The organism is Kitasatospora sp. MMS16-BH015 (assembly GCF_002943525.1).
Classification (GTDB): domain Bacteria; phylum Actinomycetota; class Actinomycetes; order Streptomycetales; family Streptomycetaceae; genus Kitasatospora.
On the sequence record NZ_CP025394.1, the window covers coordinates 5,968,899 to 5,983,019 of the forward strand.

Genomic DNA, 14,121 nt, shown 5'->3' on the forward strand with positions numbered 1-14,121 from the left:
GCAGTACCTGTAGGATCCAGCAGTACCAAGCCCCCGTTGTGTAGCGGCCTAGCACGCTGCCCTCTCACGGCAGTAGCGCCGGTTCGAATCCGGTCGGGGGTACGCAACAACTGAATACGATCACGTGAAACTGATCATGCCCCCGTTGTGTAGCGGCCTAGCACGCTGCCCTCTCACGGCAGTAGCGCCGGTTCGAATCCGGTCGGGGGTACCAGATCCTTTCCACTGTCACCATCCGGAAGCATTGTAAATCCCGGAGGCGACGAAGCTCAGGATCACCAAGTTTGCCCCCGTTGTGTAGCGGCCTAGCACGCTGCCCTCTCACGGCAGTAGCGCCGGTTCGAATCCGGTCGGGGGTACCAAGCAGGAAGGCCGGTGGGCTTCACAGCTCACTGGCCCAGTGCTTTGTTGGGGTATGGTGTAATTGGCAGCACGAGTGATTCTGGTTCATTTAGTCTAGGTTCGAGTCCTGGTACCCCAGCCAGTAGCAAGAAGAGGAAAGCCCCGGTCACCGGGGCTTTTTTGTTTTTCCGGGGAGAATTCCGCCGGCGAACGCTTGAGGCCCGGGGCGCGAATTCACGTGCCCCGGGCCGGAGAATCCGATCAGCCCCGGCGGAGGGCCTCGGTGAGGCGGTTGGCGGCCTCGATGATGGCCTGGGCGTGCATCCGGCCCGGGTGGCGGGTCAGGCGCTCGATCGGGCCGGAGACGGAGACGGCGGCCACCACGCGGTTGGAGGGGCCGCGGACGGGCGCGGAGACGGACGCGACGCCCGGCTCCCGCTCGCCGATCGACTGGGCCCAGCCGCGGCGCCGCACGCCGCTCAGGGCGGTGGCGGTGAAGCGGGCGCCCTGGAGGCCCCGGTGGAGGCGCTCGGGCTCCTCCCAGGCCAGCAGGACCTGGGCGGCGGAGCCGGCCTTCATCGGCAGCGTGGAGCCGACCGGGACGGTGTCCCGCAGGCCGGAGAGGCGCTCGGCGGCGGCGACGCAGATGCGCATCTCGCCCTGCCGGCGGTAGAGCTGTGCGCTCTCGCCGGTGACGTCGCGCAGGTGGGTCAGGACCGGGCCCGCGGTGGCGAGCAGCCGGTCCTCGCCCGCCGCGGCGGAGAGCTCGGAGAGTCGGGGGCCGAGGATGAACCGGCCCTGCATGTCCCTGGTGACCAGGCGGTGGTGTTCGAGTGCGACGGCGAGTCGGTGGGCCGTGGGCCGCGCCAGACCGGTGGCGGCGACCAGCCCCGCCAACGTGGCGGGGCCCGACTCCAGTGCGCTGAGCACCAGAGCGGCCTTGTCGAGAACGCCGACGCCGCTAGAGTTGTCCATGCGCTGATACTGCAATCTCAATCGGCGAGACGCAAGTTCAATCTTCCGAGAAAAGCGCCACTCTGGATCCAGCAGCCCGGGAGACACCCAGGATGTGGATACCCACCGGTGTCCACATTATGGACACGATCCGGCGTGCGGGCTCCCCCGATGCGGCTTTCCGAACCCCGGCCGCGGTGAAGCCTCGACCAGACGAGAAGGCCGGCAGAGCGGCCGGCTGGAGGGATAGTGATGGGACGGACACTGGCGGAGAAGGTCTGGGACGACCACGTCGTCCGGCGCGCCGAGGGCGAGCCCGACCTGCTCTACATCGACCTGCACCTGCTGCACGAGGTGACCAGCCCGCAGGCGTTCGACGGCCTCCGGCTGGCCGGGCGGAAGGTCCGCCGGACCGATCTCACGATCGCGACCGAGGACCACAACACCCCCACCCTCGACATCGACAAGCCGATCGCCGACCCCGTCTCGCGCACCCAGCTGGAGACCCTGCGGCGCAACGCGGCCGAGTTCGGCGTCCGCATCCACTCGCTCGGCGACGTCGAGCAGGGCGTCGTGCACGTGGTCGGCCCGCAGCTGGGCCTGACCCAGCCGGGCACCACGGTGGTCTGTGGCGACTCTCACACCTCCACCCACGGCGCCTTCGGCGCGCTGGCCTTCGGCATCGGCACCAGCCAGGTCGAGCACGTGCTGGCCACCCAGACGCTGCCGCTGGCCCCGTTCAAGACCATGGCGATCACGGTCGAGGGCGAGCTGCCCGAGGGCGTCACCGCCAAGGACCTGATCCTGGCCGTGATCACCAAGATCGGCACCGGCGGGGGCCAGGGCTATGTCCTGGAGTACCGGGGTTCGGCGATCCGCGGGCTCTCCATGGAGGCCCGGATGACCATCTGCAACATGTCCATCGAGGCAGGCGCCCGGGCCGGCATGATCGCCCCCGACCGTGTCACCTTCGACTACCTCGAGGGCCGCCCGCACGCCCCGCAGGGCGCCGACTGGGACGCCGCGGTGGCGTACTGGGAGACCCTGGTCACGGACGAGGACGCGGTCTTCGACCACGAGGTCTTCATCGACGCGGCCGAGCTGACCCCGTTCGTCACCTGGGGCACCAACCCGGGCCAGGGCGCCCCGCTCGGCGCCTCGGTGCCGCACCCGGAGGACTTCGCCGACCCGCAGGAGCGCACCGCCGCCGAGAACGCGCTCAAGTACATGGGCCTGGAGGCCGGTACGCCGCTGCGCGAGGTCGCTGTGGACGCCGTCTTCGTCGGCTCCTGCACCAACGGCCGGATCGAGGACCTGCGCAACGCCGCCGCCGTGCTGGAGGGCCGCAAGGTGGCCGAGGGCGTGCGGATGCTGGTCGTGCCCGGCTCGGTGCGGGTCGCCCTGCAGGCGATCGAGGAGGGCCTGGACAAGGTCTTCACCGCCGCCGGCGCCGAGTGGCGCCACGCGGGCTGCTCGATGTGCCTGGGCATGAACCCGGACCAGCTGGCCCCGGGCGAGCGCTGCGCCTCCACCTCGAACCGCAACTTCGAGGGCCGGCAGGGCAAGGGCGGCCGCACCCACCTGGTCTCGCCCCAGGTGGCCGCCGCCACCGCCGTGCTGGGCCGGCTCGCCGCCCCGTCCGACCTGTCCGCCCCCGTCGCCGTGGAGGTCTGAGCAGCCATGGAGAAGTTCACCACCCACACCGGCACGGCCGTCCCGCTGCGCCGCAGCAATGTGGACACCGACCAGATCATCCCGGCCCACTGGCTGAAGAAGGTCACCCGGTCCGGCTTCGAGGATGGCCTGTTCGAGGCCTGGCGCAAGGACGAGGAATTCGTCCTCAACCGCCCCGAGCACAAGGGCGCCACCGTGCTGGTGACCGGCCCGGAGTTCGGCACCGGCTCCTCCCGCGAGCACGCCGTCTGGGCGCTGCAGAACTACGGCTTCCAGGCCGTCATCTCCTCGCGCTTCGCCGACATCTTCCGCGGCAACTCGCTCAAGAACGGCCTGCTGACGGTCGTGCTGCCGCAGGAGACGGTCGAGCGGCTCTGGGCGCTCGTCGAGGCCGACCCGACGGCAGAGATCACCGTTGATCTGGAGGCGCGCGAGGTGCGGGCCGAGGGCGTGACCGCCCCCTTCGAGCTGGACGACAACGTGCGTTGGCGGCTGCTCAACGGCCTGGACGACATCGGCATCACGCTGGGCAACGAGGACGAGATCGCGGCCTTCGAGGCCACCCGCCCGAGCTTCAAGCCCCGGACGCTGCCCATCGCCTGAGCTGCGCGTTTTCTGACTGGCCGCCGGATGGCCCGTCTCCCTTCGGGGGGGCGGGCCATCCGCCCGTTCCGGGGGCCCGGCCGGGCTTGAGATCAACGGGAGTTCGGCCCGGAGTTCGCCCCGGATAGCCGCCCTCGATTTGCACAACGCCGGGGCGTGCGCAGGGCAACTCCGTACAGATGGCACAATCGTTGCATGCACCGGCACCTTGAACCTCCGTACGTGGGCGGCGAACCCGCGTCGTCGGAGGGGACGGCCGGCTGTACCGAGAGTCGAATTGACGATCGGCCGGACGACGACACCTCACGAGTTGAGGAGCCGGACGAGTCGGAAGTCGCAGCGCGTTACGCCGCTGTGGCAGAGCGGTTGAAGCAGGCCCACGCTCGCGTATCTGCGCTGAACGTGTCAGCAGAGGCAAAGACCGCTCTCACCCGTCAACTGCTGATCGTCACGGAGACCGCCAAGCGTGATCTCCCGGAGGCGGCGCGGCGGTTGAGTCGCTTTGTACGAGACCTCGACGAGGGGCGCCCGCCCGCCGAGTGAGGCACCGGACGCGCAAATCCATTGCGACACTAGGGTGATTCGCGCGTTTGGTAATTGAAAGTCCGCAGATACATACCTAACGTGCGAATTGAACGGATGGAATCATCCGGCGCCCGTTTCCGAAGGGGAAGACGTGAACAAGGCTCAGCTTGTCGAAGCGGTGGCCGAGCAGCTGGGCGGTCGCAAGGCTGCCGCAGAGGCCGTCGACGCAGTGCTCGACACCATGGTGCGTGCCGTTGTGGCGGGTGACCGCGTGTCGGTCACCGGTTTCGGCACCTTCGAGAAGGTGGAGCGCTCCGCGCGCTTCGCCCGCAACCCGCAGACCGGCGAGAAGGTCAAGGTCAAGAAGACCTCGGTGCCTCGCTTCCGTCCCGGCCAGGGCTTCAAGGACCTGGTCTCCGGCAGCAAGAAGCTGCCGAAGGACGGCCCCTCGGTGAAGAAGGCCCCCAAGGGCTCGCTCACCCCGGGCAAGAGCGGCACCACCGCCGCCGTCAAGCGCGCCGCCACCAAGCGCGCTGCCTCCGCTGCTGCCGCCACGCCGGCCGCCGCGAAGAAGACGGTCGCGAAGAAGGCCACCGCCACCGCCACCAAGAAGGCGACCACGGCGAAGAAGGCCACCGCGGTCAAGAAGACCACCACCGCCGCCGCGAAGAAGTCGACCCCGGCGGTCAAGAAGACGGCTGCGGTCAAGAAGACCACTGCCGCCGCCCCGGCCGCCAAGAAGGCCGCCCCCGCGAAGAAGGCCACCGCGGTCAAGAAGACCGCCCCGGCCAAGAAGACCGCCACGCGCAAGACCACCGCGCGCAAGTCGGCCGCCAAGTAAGGGCTCCCAGCCCCCACCCCGGCGTTCGCCGCGAGAGCCGTGACGGCTCGCACCTCGGGACTGTCCCAGTCTCCGGGTACGAGCCGTCACGGCTTTTCCGTTCTCGGCTGACGGGGAGTTCAGCCGACGGGCAGTTCGTAGTAGATCTCCCAGCGGGAGTCCGGCACGACGAAGTCGGCGGTCTCCACCGCGCGGCCTTCGACGTCGTAGTACGTCCGCTCGATCAGCGTGACCGGCTCGCTCGCCGAGGTGCCGAGCCGTACGGAGTACTCCCGGCCGGCCAGGGCCGGGCGCGGCCGCTCGACGGCGCGCTCCACCGTGATGCCGATCGCGGCCATCCGCTCCACCACGCTCTTGTGGCGCAGCGGGCCGAGGGTCGGGAAGGCGATCGGGGTGCCTCTGGTGAGGTACTGCGGCTCCCAACTCGTGATCACCTGCATCGTCTTGCCGTCGATCAGGTAGTCGTAGGACGTACGGGTGATCAGGTCGCCCGGGTCGATGCCCAGTCGGGCGGCGATCTCCTCCGAGGCCTTCACGTCCGAGGTGCTGTCCACGGTGGGTGTGCCGGGCGGCACGCTGCGCAGGTCGGTGTAGAGCGGCGGGGTGTGGTGCGAGCGGAGCATCCGGTGGCGCGGTGAGCGGGCCTTCACGAAGGTGCCCGATCCCGCGACGCCGTGGAGCAGCCCCTCGCTGATCAGCAGCTCCATGGCGCGCTGCACCACGTTGGGGCCGACGCCCAGCTCCTTGCCGAGCGTGGCCCGGGAGGGCAGCCGCTCGCCGACCTCCCACTCCCCGTCGGTCACGCGCTGGCGCAGCTGGTCGGCGATCCGCAGGTAGGGCGGGTCGTTGGTGCGCATCTGGTCCTCCCCGGCGGCAGGTTGCGTTCTCTGCCCACCTGGGCCAGGCGGGCGATTCGGCATTGACAATCTAATGCATCAGGTGGAATCTAATGACTTAGCTTTACGTTCTGTGACCGACCGCTCGCGGGGAGAGTCGTTGCGTGCGAACCACCAGGGCCTTTGACGTCGCGAACCGCCTTGCCATGGCCGCGGGGGAGCGCGCACGCATCAGTATCCGCCCTGGCGGCGGCTACCGGGTGAAGGTGGCGCTGGCTCAGGAGATGAGTGGCGAGGCCCAGTTGGCCGTCCTCGAGGTGCTCCAGGAGGCGGACCGGTACGGACACCACTACACGCCGACGGCCCAGTGGGTCTGGGCCGAGTTCGACCAGGAGCAGGAGAGCCCGAGTTGACCAGACGCGCGAGCGGCGGTGGCCCCTACACCGTCGAGATCGAGGACATCACCGCCCCGGCCACCTTCGCGAACCTCGCGGATGCCCTGGCCGCACTCTGGGAGGCGCTCCGCGCCCTCCCGCTGGGGTGGACCCAGGCCGAGGCGTACCGGTACTTCCTCGGGCCGGACGGGGTCGAGCGGGTCGAGGCCTTCCTGGAACGCGACGACCAGCTCGTGCTGACCTTCGCCATGGCGGGGCGGACGCACGCGGTGCTGCTCATGCAGTGAGCGGTGGACCGGCTGGGCCCTGGGCCGCTCGGCCGGCGCTCAGGCCTCGGCGGGGTCGGGGAAGGTCTGGAGGGTGACGAAGACGACGCGGCGGGCCTCGCCGCTGCCCTCGGTGCGGATGCGGACGCGCTGGCCCGGGCGGAGCAGGCGCAGGCCCCCCGCGTCGAAGGCTTCGGCGTCGAACGGGACGGGCGTGCCGTCGTCGAGGAGCACGGACCCGGCGCGGGTGGCGGGGTCGAAGGTGAACGCGGTGGCCTGCATGGCGCCAGCATAGCGAGCGGGCCCGGCGCGGCCGGGGCGCTCGGCGAGACCCCGTCAGACCAGGGCACCCAGCACCCGGGTCGGCGGTGGGCGGGCCCGGCCGGGTGGTGGGACCCGGCCGGGCCCGGGGTCAGACCAGGGCGGTGGTCAGGGCCGAGGTGTGGGGGCCGAGGCCGAGGGAGTGGGCCTCGGTGAGGTCGGCGTGGGTGTCGACGTCGCGGCGGACGGTCGGTGCGGGGAGGGTGAGTTCGCGGGCTCCGGAGGCGGCGTGGCGGGCGCGGGAGCCGGGGCCGAAGGCGGGGGAGAGGGAGTGGCCCGGCGGGGTGGCCAGCAGGGTGGTGCCGGAGCCCGGGGTGTCGGCGAGGAAGCAGCGGCCGCCCTCGGCCGCGGCGGCGGTGAGCACCTGGCCGAGCTCTGCCGGCCGCAGGGCCGGCAGGTCGGCGGAGAGCACGGCCACCCGGCCACCCGGCGCGAGCCGGGCGGCGCGCTCCGCGCCGTGCGCCAGCGCCGCGTTGAGCCCGCCGGCCGGTTCGTCGGCGAGCACGGCCGCTCCGAGGGCGGCCAGCCGGGCGCCCGCCACCGGATCGACCGTGACCACCAGCACCCGCTCGACCAACGGGCAGGCCAGCGCCGCCGCGACGGTGTCCAGGGCGAAGGCGAGCGCGAACTCGGGCCGCCGGGGCCCGGCATGCGGGGCGAGCCGGCTCTTGGCCGCGCTGAGCGGCTTCAGCGGCAGCACCAGCGACCAGCCACGCTCGTCGGCAGACGCCGCAGACCCGGCGAGCCTGCCGGACCCGGCGGGCTGAGCGAGTGCGGCGCGCGGGGAAGCTGCGGCGGACCCGGCGCGTGCGGCAGGTGCGGCGGGCGGCTCGGCGGGGCTGGGGCGTACGGTGTGTTCGGTCATCGGCGCCCATTGTGGTGCCGTGGCCCGAGCCCCCGCCAGGACACCGGGCCGGGCCGGCTCCGACGTGTGGTGCATCACTGTGCGGCGGGCCGCCGGTACCGTTGCTCGACAGTCGGCGCGGGCAGGCGCGAGACTGACGACCTGCGGCAGCTTCCGTGCCGCAACGGATGAGGAGGAGCTGGGGTGGCCCGCCGCTCGAACGCCCGGTTCGGCAACGCCGACTACGGGATCTGGTACCGCTTCGCGGCCGTGCTGGTGAAGCCGGTGACGACCGCCCTGGCGAAGCCGGAGTGGCACGGTTGGGAGCACCTGCCCGAGGAGGGCGGCTTCCTGACGGTGGTGAACCACAACTCCGTGATCGACCCGGTGTTCTACGCGCACTGGCAGTACAACAGCGGCCGCCCGCCCCGGATCCTGGGCAAGTCCTCGCTGTTCTCGATCCCGTTCATCGGGTTCATGCTGCGCAAGACCGGGCAGATCCCGGTCTTCCGGGAGTCCACCGACGCCGCCGCGGCCTTCCGGGCCGCGATCGCCGCGATCGAGCAGGGCGAGTGTGTGCAGTTCTACCCCGAGGGCACCCTCACCCGTGACCCGGACCTGTGGCCGATGACCGGCAAGAGCGGCGCGGCCCGGGTCGCGCTGATGACCGGCGCGCCGGTCATCCCGGTCGCGCACTGGGGCGCGCACGAGATCATGCCGCCGTACGGCAAGGGCGGGAAGGGCAAGTTCAACCTCTTCCCCCGGCACAAGGTGGTCGTGGCGGCCGGCCCGGCCGTGGACCTGAGCAAGTACCAGGGCCAGGAGCTCACCGCCCAGGTGCTCAAGGACGCCACCGAGGACATCATGACGGCGATCACCGCCGTGCTGGCCGGGATCCGCGGCGAGGAGCCCCCGGCCGAGCGGTACGACATGCGCAAGGCCGCCAAGCAGCGCGCCGAGGCCGCCGCGGCCAAGGGCGGCCGGGCGGCCGGAGGCAGCAAGAAGGCGCGAAGCGGCACGAAGGCCGACGGCGAAGAGGAGGCGGGCAAGTGACGCGCTGCGCGGTGCTCGGCACCGGCTCCTGGGGCACGGCCTTCGCGATGATCCTGGCCGACGCCGGGTGCGAGGTGGTGCTCTGGGGCCGCCGCAAGGAGCTGGTGGACGCGATCGACACGGGTCACGTCAACCCGGACTACCTGCCGCAGCTCACGCTGCCGGCGAGCATCCGGGCCACCACCGACGCCGCCGAGGCGCTGGCCGGCGCCGACTTCGCGGTGCTCGCGGTGCCCTCGCAGACCCTGCGCGAGAACCTCGCCGCCTGGGCCCCGCTGCTCGGGCCCGAGACGGTGCTGGTCAGCCTGATGAAGGGCATCGAGCTCGGCAGCACCAAGCGGATGAGCGAGGTGATCCAGGAGGTGGCCGGGGTCGGCCCCGAGCGGGTCGTGGTGGTCACCGGGCCCAACCTGGCCGGCGAGATCGCCAACCGGCAGCCCGCCGCCACCGTGGTGGCCTGCACCGAGGAGGCGGTGGCCAAGCGCCTCCAGGCCGCCTGCCACACCCCGTACTTCCGCCCGTACACCAACACCGACGTGGTCGGCTGCGAGCTCGGCGGGGCGGTCAAGAACGTGATCGGCCTGGCGGTCGGCATGGCCGACGGCATGGGCCTGGGCGACAACACCAAGGCCACCCTGATCACCCGCGGCCTGGCCGAGACGATGCGGCTGGGCCTGGCGCTCGGCGCCGACCCGGTGACCTTCGCCGGGCTGGCCGGGATGGGCGACCTGGTCGCCACCTGCTCCTCGCCGCTCTCCCGCAACCACACCTTCGGCACCAACCTCGGCCGGGGCATGTCGCTGGAGGAGACCATCAAGGCCACCAAGCAGACCGCCGAGGGCGTGAAGTCCTGCGCCTCGGTGCTCGACCTGGCCCGGCGCAACGGCGTGGAGATGCCGATCGTCGAGGCCGTGGTGGACGTGGTGCACAACGGCCGCCCCACCCAGGAGGCGCTCGCCACCCTGATGGCCCGCTCGGCCAAGCCCGAGCGTCGCTGAGGCCGGAGCGGTCCGGGTACGGCCGGGTGGACCTGACGGTGCTGTCGGTGACTTCCGTCGAAACGCTCGCACGGTAGTCTCAAACGCGATATGAGCATCGAACAGAACACCCCGCACCCGGGCGCTTCGGGCGCCGTCAAGCCGCGCGTCGCGATCGTCTTCGGCGGACGCAGCTCCGAGCACGGCGTCTCGGTCTCCACGGCCGCCAGCGTGTTCGCCGCGATCGACCGCACCAAGTACGAGGTGCTGCCGGTCGGCATCACCCACGAGGGCCGCTGGGCGCTCGTTCAGGAGCCGAGCGGGATCTCGCTGGCGGCGGGCAACGTCCCCGACGTGGAGCAGATCGCCGAGTCCGCCGAGGGCCAGCTCGCGCTGCCGGGCTACCCGGCCGTCCGCGAGGTGCTCTGGTCCGAGCCCGGCGCCACGCCGAAGGCGCTCGGCGAGGTGGACGTGGTGCTGCCGCTGCTGCACGGCCCCTGGGGCGAGGACGGCACCCTCCAGGGCCTGCTGGAGCTCTCCGGCGTGCCGTACGTCGGCTCCGGCGTGCTGGCCAGCGCGGTCGGGATGGACAAGGAGTACACCAAGCGCCTGCTCGAATCGAACGGGCTGTACGTCGGCGAGTACACCGTGATCCGCCCGCGCGATTGGGAGGGCGAGGCCGGCCGGGCCGCCGCCCGCGAGCGGGTGGCCGCGCTCGGCCTGCCGGTCTTCGTCAAGCCCTGCCGGGCCGGCTCCAGCATCGGCATCACCAAGGTCAAGGACCTGGCCGACCTGGACGGCGCGATCGAGGAGGCCCGCCGCCACGACCCCAAGGTGATCGTGGAGCGCGGGGTGGCCGGCCGGGAGATCGAGTGCGGCGTGCTCGACACCCCCGAGGGCCCGAAGGCCAGCCTGCCGGCCGAGGTGCTGGTCGGCGGCGACTTCGAGTTCTACGACTTCGAGGCCAAGTACGTCGACTCCTCCGAGGTGCAGATCCCGGCGGCGCTGACCGAGGCCGAGACGGCCGAGATCCGCCGCCAGGCCCTGATCGCCTTCGAGGCGCTCAGCTGCGAGGGCCTGGCCCGGGTGGACTTCTTCCTGCTGGAGGACGGCCGCTGGATGGTCAACGAGATCAACACCATGCCCGGCTTCACCCCCATCTCGGCCTACCCGAAGATGTGGGAGGCCACCGGCCTGCCGTACGCGGAGCTGATCGACCGCCTGCTGACGGCCGCGCTGAGCCGGTCTACCGGCCTGCGCTGACGGACGGGATACCCGCTGGGATCGTGGCCTTGATCGCGTCGGTCAACGAGCTCAGCGGGTCCGCGTAGTTGGGGTAGGCCCCCTTGGGCACGTGGATCTCCACGTACGCCTTCACCTGCGAGGTGACGAAGAAGTACCCGCCGTGCCCGTCCTCGCCCATGCCGAACTGCACGTCGTTGACCTCGGGGGAGCGGGCGCTCCAGTCGTTGTCCAGGTAGTCGGGCCGGATGATCCCGCAGCGCAGCACCGTCCGGGGTGAACTGCCCCAGGCGGCGGTGTACGGCGAGGCGGGCTCCGGGTCGGACCGCTTGTGCCCGAGCAGCTCGTTCGGCAGTGCCTTGTCCAGCGCCTCGCAGTACTGCGCGACGCTCGGGCCGGGCGTCGGCGGCGCGAGCTGCTCCGGCCCCGTCCAGCCGCCGACCAGCAGACCGGCGCAGCCCAGCAGCGCGAGCGCGGGCGTGGCCCAGCGGACCGGGGCGGGCATGGCGCGCAGCGCGCGGAGAGCTGTCATGCGCCGATGGTATCGGCGCTTACGCGCCGGACCCCTAGAGGTGCACCACCGGACAGGTGAGGGTGCGGGTGATGCCCTCGACCTGCTGGACCTTGGCGACGACCATCCGGCCCAGGTCGTCCATGGTCTCGGCCTCGGCGCGGACGATGACGTCGTACGGGCCGGTGACGTCCTCGGCCTGCACCACGCCCTCGATCTCGGTGATGGACCGGGCCACGGCGGTGGCCTTGCCGACCTCGGTCTGGATCAGAATGTATGCCTGTACCACGGGGACCTCCAGGCGGCTGGGTACCGGGATCGCCGCTGGGTGGAGCCGCGGGGGCGGGGGCGACCGGCAGACTGATCACCACGCTACCGCGCGGGGCGGCCGGGAGGGGAGACTTCTGCGGGAGCCGGGGGGCGTTACGCTGCGCGCGGGCGACCAGTTGGCTAGGGAGAGGACGGCACATGCAGGGGACCGTGGGCGAGCTCGGCGAGTTCGGCCTCATCCGGGAGCTGACGGCACGGCTGCCGCTGACCCCGGCCGTCGACCTCGGTCCGGGCGACGACGCCGCCGTGGTGAAGGCACCGGACGGCCGGGTGGTCGCCACCACCGACGTGCTGATCGAGGGCCGGCACTTCCGCCGGGACTGGTCCACCGCGTACGACGTGGGCCGCAAGTCCGCCGCGCAGAACCTCGCCGACGTGGCCGCGATGGGCGCGGTGCCGACCGCGATCCTGCTGGGGCTGGTCGCGCCGGCCGATCTGCCGACCACCTGGGCCACCGAGCTGATGGACGGTCTGCGGGACGAGTGCCAGGTGGCCGGGGCTGCCGTGGTGGGCGGGGACGTGGTGCGCGGCGAGACCATCACGCTGGCGATCACCGCGCTCGGCGACCTCCAGGGGCGCAAGCCCGTCAAGCGCTCGGGTGCCCAGGTGGGTGACGTGGTGGCGGTGACCGGCTGGCTGGGCTGGTCGGCGGCCGGGCTCACCGTGCTCTCCCGAGGCTTCCGCTCCCCGCGCGCCTTCGTCGAGGCGCACCGCCGCCCCGAGCCGCCGTACCACGCGGGCCCGGCCGCCGCCGAGCTCGGCGCCACCGCGATGATCGACGTGAGCGACGGCCTGGTGGCCGACCTGGGCCACGTCGCCGCGGCCAGCGCGGTGGACATCGACCTCAGGGCCGCCGACTTCGACGTGCCCGCGCAGATGGCCGACATCGGCCAGGCCGTCGGGGTCGACCCGCTGGTCTGGGTGCTCTCCGGCGGCGAGGACCACGCGATCGTGGCCACCTTCCCCTCCAGCGCCCAGCTGCCGGCCCGCTGGCGGGTGATCGGCCGGGTGGTCCGCCCGGCGAGCCCGGCCCGCGGCGGCCAGGTCACGGTGGACGGTGCCCCCTGGGACGCGGCGGGCGGATGGGACCACTTCGCGGCCGAGTGACGCGCCCGTCCGGCTTGGGCCGTTGGAGTCGCGGGAATGGGCTTTACGAGGTCTCGGCCGCGTAGTATCAGGCCTCGGCCGGGTCGTTATGTCCGGTCTGTCCCGCCCCAGCTACTCGTGTGCCGGTCTGCGCCCGCACACAGAGCGGAGACCGAGTCACCCATGCGTATCGGCGTCCTGACCAGCGGTGGCGACTGCCCCGGCCTCAACGCGGTGATCCGCTCCGTGGTGCACCGGGGCACGGATGTGCACGGGGACGAGATCCTCGGCATCGAGGACGGCTTCCTCGGCCTGATCGAGGGCCGGGCCCGCCCGGTCTCGCACGACGACGTGACCGGTCTGCTCACCCTCGGCGGCACCATCCTCGGCTCGGCCCGGGTCCAGCGCGAGCGGATCAACTGGGCCGTGGACAACTGCGAGCGGCTGGCCGCCGACCTGGGCATCGACGCGCTGATCGCGATCGGCGGCGAGGGCACCCTGACGGCGGCCAAGATGTTCAGCGACGCCGGGCTGCCGGTGGTCGGCGTGCCGAAGACCATCGACAACGACATCGACGCCACCGACATGACCTTCGGCTTCGACACCGCCGTCCACGTGGCCACCGAGGCGATCGACCGGCTCAAGACCACCGCCGAATCCCACCAGCGGGTGATGGTGGTCGAGCTCATGGGCCGGCACACCGGCTGGATCACGCTCACCGCCGGGATGGCGGCCGGTGCGCACGGCATCCTCATCCCGGAGAAGCCCTTCGACATCGAGGCCGTCTCCCGGATGATCGAGGAGCGCTTCCAGCGCGGCAAGAAGTTCGCCATCATCGCCGTCGCCGAGGGGGCCAAGCCGGCCCCCGGCACGCTCCGCTTCGACCACGGCGAGGTGGACCAGTTCGGCCACCAGACCTTCGGCGGCATCGGCAACCGGCTGGCCGGCGAGCTGGAGTCCATCCTCGGCAAGGAGGCCCGCCCGGTCATCCTCGGCCACACCCAGCGCGGCGGCACCCCCACCGCCCTCGACCGCGTCCTCGCCACCCGCTTCGGCTGGCACGCCGTCGAGGCCGTCCACAAGGGCGCCTTCGGCCACTTCACCGCCCTGCGCGGCACCGACATCGAACTCGTCCCCGTCGCCGAGGCCGTCACCCAGCTGAAGACCGTCCCGCCGGACCGCTGGGCGGAGTCGGAAGCCGTGCTCTGATTCGCACCATGGGTCAGTTGCACTATCAGGGGCGCGGGGAACGGCGCGGCCGACCGCTGGGGCGTTCACCTTGCTGGTCAGGGCAATCCCTGCCGTGGATACCGCCCCAGTA

At 71.7% G+C, this 14,121-nt stretch carries 17 protein-coding genes and 4 tRNA genes; 15 read left to right on the forward strand and 6 right to left on the reverse strand.

What is annotated here, in order from left to right:
* Positions 1 to 29: 29 nt before the first annotated feature.
* The 4 genes from CFP65_RS25730 (at position 30) to CFP65_RS25745 (ending at position 484) form a co-directional block, all read left to right on the forward strand.
* Positions 30 to 102: transfer RNA gene (locus CFP65_RS25730), tRNA-Glu, on the forward strand.
* 36 nt (positions 103 to 138) lie between these two features.
* A tRNA-Glu gene (locus tag CFP65_RS25735) sits at positions 139 to 214 on the forward strand.
* A 72-nt stretch (positions 215 to 286) separates the two neighbouring features.
* Positions 287 to 362: transfer RNA gene (locus CFP65_RS25740), tRNA-Glu, on the forward strand.
* 47 nt (positions 363 to 409) lie between these two features.
* Positions 410 to 484, forward strand: a tRNA-Gln gene (locus tag CFP65_RS25745).
* A 119-nt stretch (positions 485 to 603) separates the two neighbouring features.
* Here CFP65_RS25745 and ndgR read toward each other — a convergent pair.
* Positions 604 to 1,317 (reverse strand): IclR family transcriptional regulator NdgR, encoded by a 714-nt coding sequence (ndgR, locus tag CFP65_RS25750; protein ID WP_104818425.1) that lies wholly within the window; start codon positions 1,315 to 1,317, stop codon positions 604 to 606.
* Positions 1,318 to 1,548: 231 nt separating this feature from the next.
* Here ndgR and leuC point away from each other — a divergent pair, with 231 nt between their 5' ends.
* The 4 genes from leuC to CFP65_RS25770 all read left to right on the forward strand — a co-directional run bounded on the left by leuC (position 1,549) and on the right by CFP65_RS25770 (position 4,939).
* Complete coding sequence (gene leuC / locus CFP65_RS25755) at positions 1,549 to 2,970, forward strand: 3-isopropylmalate dehydratase large subunit (RefSeq protein WP_104818426.1); 1,422 nt, start codon at positions 1,549 to 1,551, stop codon at positions 2,968 to 2,970.
* A 6-nt stretch (positions 2,971 to 2,976) separates the two neighbouring features.
* Positions 2,977 to 3,573, forward strand: coding sequence for a 3-isopropylmalate dehydratase small subunit (gene leuD, locus CFP65_RS25760; RefSeq protein WP_104818427.1), 597 nt, complete (start codon positions 2,977 to 2,979; stop codon positions 3,571 to 3,573).
* 195 nt (positions 3,574 to 3,768) lie between these two features.
* On the forward strand, positions 3,769 to 4,116 hold the full coding sequence (locus CFP65_RS42580) for a hypothetical protein (protein WP_371682462.1): 348 nt from the start codon (positions 3,769 to 3,771) through the stop codon (positions 4,114 to 4,116).
* A 133-nt stretch (positions 4,117 to 4,249) separates the two neighbouring features.
* On the forward strand, positions 4,250 to 4,939 hold the full coding sequence (locus tag CFP65_RS25770; protein ID WP_104818428.1) for an HU family DNA-binding protein: 690 nt from the start codon (positions 4,250 to 4,252) through the stop codon (positions 4,937 to 4,939).
* Between the two features lie 119 nt (positions 4,940 to 5,058).
* Here the strand turns inward: CFP65_RS25770 and CFP65_RS25775 are convergent, their stop codons facing one another.
* Entirely contained in the window at positions 5,059 to 5,796 is a 738-nt protein-coding gene (locus tag CFP65_RS25775; protein ID WP_104818429.1) for a GntR family transcriptional regulator, read from the reverse strand.
* A 263-nt stretch (positions 5,797 to 6,059) separates the two neighbouring features.
* Between CFP65_RS25775 and CFP65_RS41855 the strand changes: the two genes are divergently transcribed.
* Together CFP65_RS41855 and CFP65_RS25785 are read left to right on the forward strand one after the other, a co-directional pair.
* Positions 6,060 to 6,188 carry a hypothetical protein gene (locus tag CFP65_RS41855; RefSeq protein ID WP_256387281.1) on the forward strand — a complete coding sequence of 43 codons (129 nt, stop codon included), beginning with the start codon at positions 6,060 to 6,062 and terminating at the stop codon, positions 6,186 to 6,188.
* Complete coding sequence (locus CFP65_RS25785) at positions 6,185 to 6,457, forward strand: hypothetical protein (protein WP_104818431.1); 273 nt, start codon at positions 6,185 to 6,187, stop codon at positions 6,455 to 6,457. Before CFP65_RS41855 ends, CFP65_RS25785 begins: the two co-directional genes overlap by 4 nt.
* Positions 6,458 to 6,496: 39 nt before the next feature.
* Here CFP65_RS25785 and CFP65_RS25790 read toward each other — a convergent pair whose 3' ends face one another.
* A complete protein-coding gene (locus CFP65_RS25790) occupies positions 6,497 to 6,718 on the reverse strand; it encodes a hypothetical protein (protein ID WP_104818432.1) in 222 nt (73 codons plus the stop codon).
* A 130-nt stretch (positions 6,719 to 6,848) separates the two neighbouring features.
* Positions 6,849 to 7,622 (reverse strand): 2-phospho-L-lactate guanylyltransferase, encoded by a 774-nt coding sequence (gene cofC, locus CFP65_RS25795; protein WP_104818433.1) that lies wholly within the window; start codon positions 7,620 to 7,622, stop codon positions 6,849 to 6,851.
* Positions 7,623 to 7,805: 183 nt separating this feature from the next.
* On the opposite strand from cofC, the gene CFP65_RS25800 reads away from it, so the two are divergent.
* The 3 genes from CFP65_RS25800 (at position 7,806) to CFP65_RS25810 (ending at position 10,894) form a co-directional block, all read left to right on the forward strand.
* A complete protein-coding gene (locus tag CFP65_RS25800; protein ID WP_104818434.1) occupies positions 7,806 to 8,654 on the forward strand; it encodes a 1-acyl-sn-glycerol-3-phosphate acyltransferase in 849 nt (282 codons plus the stop codon).
* Complete coding sequence (locus CFP65_RS25805; RefSeq protein WP_104818435.1) at positions 8,651 to 9,652, forward strand: NAD(P)H-dependent glycerol-3-phosphate dehydrogenase; 1,002 nt, start codon at positions 8,651 to 8,653, stop codon at positions 9,650 to 9,652. Before CFP65_RS25800 ends, CFP65_RS25805 begins: the two co-directional genes overlap by 4 nt.
* Before the next feature lie 90 nt (positions 9,653 to 9,742).
* A complete protein-coding gene (locus tag CFP65_RS25810; protein WP_104818436.1) occupies positions 9,743 to 10,894 on the forward strand; it encodes a D-alanine--D-alanine ligase family protein in 1,152 nt (383 codons plus the stop codon).
* Here the strand turns inward: CFP65_RS25810 and CFP65_RS25815 are convergent.
* Complete coding sequence (locus CFP65_RS25815) at positions 10,878 to 11,405, reverse strand: DUF3515 domain-containing protein (protein WP_104818437.1); 528 nt, start codon at positions 11,403 to 11,405, stop codon at positions 10,878 to 10,880. The two genes, CFP65_RS25810 and CFP65_RS25815, sit on opposite strands and share 17 nt — an antisense overlap.
* 34 nt (positions 11,406 to 11,439) lie before the next feature.
* On the reverse strand, positions 11,440 to 11,673 hold the full coding sequence (locus CFP65_RS25820) for an Lrp/AsnC family transcriptional regulator (protein ID WP_104818438.1): 234 nt from the start codon (positions 11,671 to 11,673) through the stop codon (positions 11,440 to 11,442).
* Positions 11,674 to 11,852: 179 nt separating this feature from the next.
* On the opposite strand from CFP65_RS25820, the gene CFP65_RS25825 reads away from it, so the two are divergent.
* Together CFP65_RS25825 and CFP65_RS25830 are read left to right on the forward strand one after the other, a co-directional pair.
* The gene (locus CFP65_RS25825; RefSeq protein ID WP_104818439.1) at positions 11,853 to 12,821 is read left to right on the forward strand and encodes a thiamine-phosphate kinase; all 969 of its coding nucleotides are present in this window, start codon (positions 11,853 to 11,855) and stop codon (positions 12,819 to 12,821) included.
* A gap of 162 nt (positions 12,822 to 12,983) precedes the next feature.
* Positions 12,984 to 14,009: a 6-phosphofructokinase gene (locus CFP65_RS25830; protein ID WP_104818440.1), complete on the forward strand. Its 1,026-nt coding sequence runs from the start codon at positions 12,984 to 12,986 to the stop codon at positions 14,007 to 14,009.
* The last annotated feature ends 112 nt before the right edge of the window (positions 14,010 to 14,121 follow it).

Coding starts and splice junctions, on each gene's coding strand:
- ndgR (WP_104818425.1), bottom strand. CDS start 1,317: ATGGACAACTCTAGCGGCGTCGGCGTTCTCGACAAGGCCGCTCTGGTG.
- leuC (WP_104818426.1), top strand. CDS start 1,549: ATGGGACGGACACTGGCGGAGAAGGTCTGGGACGACCACGTCGTCCGG.
- leuD (WP_104818427.1), top strand. CDS start 2,977: ATGGAGAAGTTCACCACCCACACCGGCACGGCCGTCCCGCTGCGCCGC.
- CFP65_RS42580 (WP_371682462.1), top strand. CDS start 3,769: ATGCACCGGCACCTTGAACCTCCGTACGTGGGCGGCGAACCCGCGTCG.
- CFP65_RS25775 (WP_104818429.1), bottom strand. CDS start 5,796: ATGCGCACCAACGACCCGCCCTACCTGCGGATCGCCGACCAGCTGCGC.
- CFP65_RS41855 (WP_256387281.1), top strand. CDS start 6,060: ATGAGTGGCGAGGCCCAGTTGGCCGTCCTCGAGGTGCTCCAGGAGGCG.
- CFP65_RS25790 (WP_104818432.1), bottom strand. CDS start 6,718: ATGCAGGCCACCGCGTTCACCTTCGACCCCGCCACCCGCGCCGGGTCC.
- cofC (WP_104818433.1), bottom strand. CDS start 7,622: ATGACCGAACACACCGTACGCCCCAGCCCCGCCGAGCCGCCCGCCGCA.
- CFP65_RS25810 (WP_104818436.1), top strand. CDS start 9,743: ATGAGCATCGAACAGAACACCCCGCACCCGGGCGCTTCGGGCGCCGTC.
- CFP65_RS25815 (WP_104818437.1), bottom strand. CDS start 11,405: ATGACAGCTCTCCGCGCGCTGCGCGCCATGCCCGCCCCGGTCCGCTGG.
- CFP65_RS25825 (WP_104818439.1), top strand. CDS start 11,853: ATGCAGGGGACCGTGGGCGAGCTCGGCGAGTTCGGCCTCATCCGGGAG.
- CFP65_RS25830 (WP_104818440.1), top strand. CDS start 12,984: ATGCGTATCGGCGTCCTGACCAGCGGTGGCGACTGCCCCGGCCTCAAC.